We start from the raw sequence: 1,336 nt of genomic DNA, 5'->3' as shown, positions 1-1,336 counted from the left end.
TAGTAGTGGTGCGATAAAAATCCAACCACTGCGATTAATATATTAGTATTTAGTCAAATACAAGAGTACATTGATTTTTTGATTTGAATTTGGTTTATTAGTCTTGTTGTTTAGAAGCATCAAGATTATGAATCAAGGAAAGTTCGTGTTTTCCCAAGTCATCGAGTTTATACCGCGCTACCGGTTCGATAAGCTGGTAAAGCAATATAAAGGCGATTGGCATGTAAAGAATCTCACCAGTTACAACCACCTCCTTCATCTGCTCTTCGGTCAATTGACAGGATGTGATTCACTTCGAGATATTTGCCTATGCTTGGAGGCCCACTCGAAAATCCTTTATCACCTCGGTTTTCGCAATACAGTGAACCATACATCATTGTCTCGCGCCAACGAAAGTAGGGATTATCGTATTTTTGAGGGCCTTGGGTTTTATCTTATTGGATTGGTTAGACCAATGTATTCAAAGGTTCAACTCTCCGAGATAACCATAGACAACGTAATTTATGCGTTGGACTCCACGACCATATCCACAAGCATAAAACTCGCAGCATGGGCGTTGGGCAAATACAGCAAGGGGGCAGTTAAAATGCACACATTGCTTGATTTACGAGGAAGTATACCTGCCAACATCCATATCACTGATGGTAAATGGCATGATAGCAACGAACTCGACATGCTCACACCGGAACCATTCGCTTTTTATGTAATGGACAAGGCGTATGTTGACTTCAAGGCATTGTTCAGATTCCATCAGTCGCAGGCATTTTGGGTGTCACGCCCAAAAGAGAACATGAAGTTCACAACCATCAAGCAGTTGACCATCCCCGACACGACCCCAAGTATCATAGAGGACTCTCGGATCCGTGTCTCCGGATACAAGTCCTGCAAACTCTATCCTGAGGATATGAGATTCGTACGGGTATATGATTCGGACAATGATGCCATTGTTGATTTCATATCCAATAATTTTGAAGTCAGCGCATTGGAAATCACAAATCTTTATCGCCACCGCTGGGATATTGAGGTCTTCTTCAAGTGGATTAAGCAGAACATTGTCATCAAGAACCTTTGGGGGTTCTCCGAAAATGCCGTTAAAGTCCACCTTTGGACTGCCATCATATCTTATCTGACGGTAGCAAGAATAAAAGCAGATTATAACAGCGGCTATTCAGCTACTGAGGTGGCGACCTTGATTAGAATTTCTGCGTTGGAACGTATCGAATTGCGACAGCTTATAACCAAGCAAGACTCATCAACCAATTCAGACCAAAATGTCAAAGAACTCTCTTTATTTGATGATTTCTAAACGAACGCGATTTTTATCGCACCAGTAGTA

Annotated in this window: 1 protein-coding gene; it reads left to right on the top strand. The window is 41.8% G+C overall.

Annotated features, from left to right (window positions below):
* Positions 1-127: 127 nt before the first annotated feature.
* Positions 128-1,306, top strand: coding sequence for an IS4 family transposase (locus tag E5355_RS19035; RefSeq protein ID WP_136011554.1), 1,179 nt, complete (start codon positions 128-130; stop codon positions 1,304-1,306).
* Positions 1,307-1,336 lie beyond the last annotated feature (30 nt).

This window comes from Bacteroides muris (ex Afrizal et al. 2022) (assembly GCF_004793475.1).
Classification (GTDB): domain Bacteria; phylum Bacteroidota; class Bacteroidia; order Bacteroidales; family Bacteroidaceae; genus Bacteroides; species Bacteroides muris.
Note: the sequence above shows the minus strand (reverse complement) of the source record. Positions and strands in the feature narration are given on the sequence as shown.

Bases quoted from the DNA above. Each gene is read 5' to 3' on its own strand.
- E5355_RS19035 (WP_136011554.1), top strand. From the start codon at position 128: ATGAATCAAGGAAAGTTCGTGTTTTCCCAAGTCATCGAGTTTATACCG.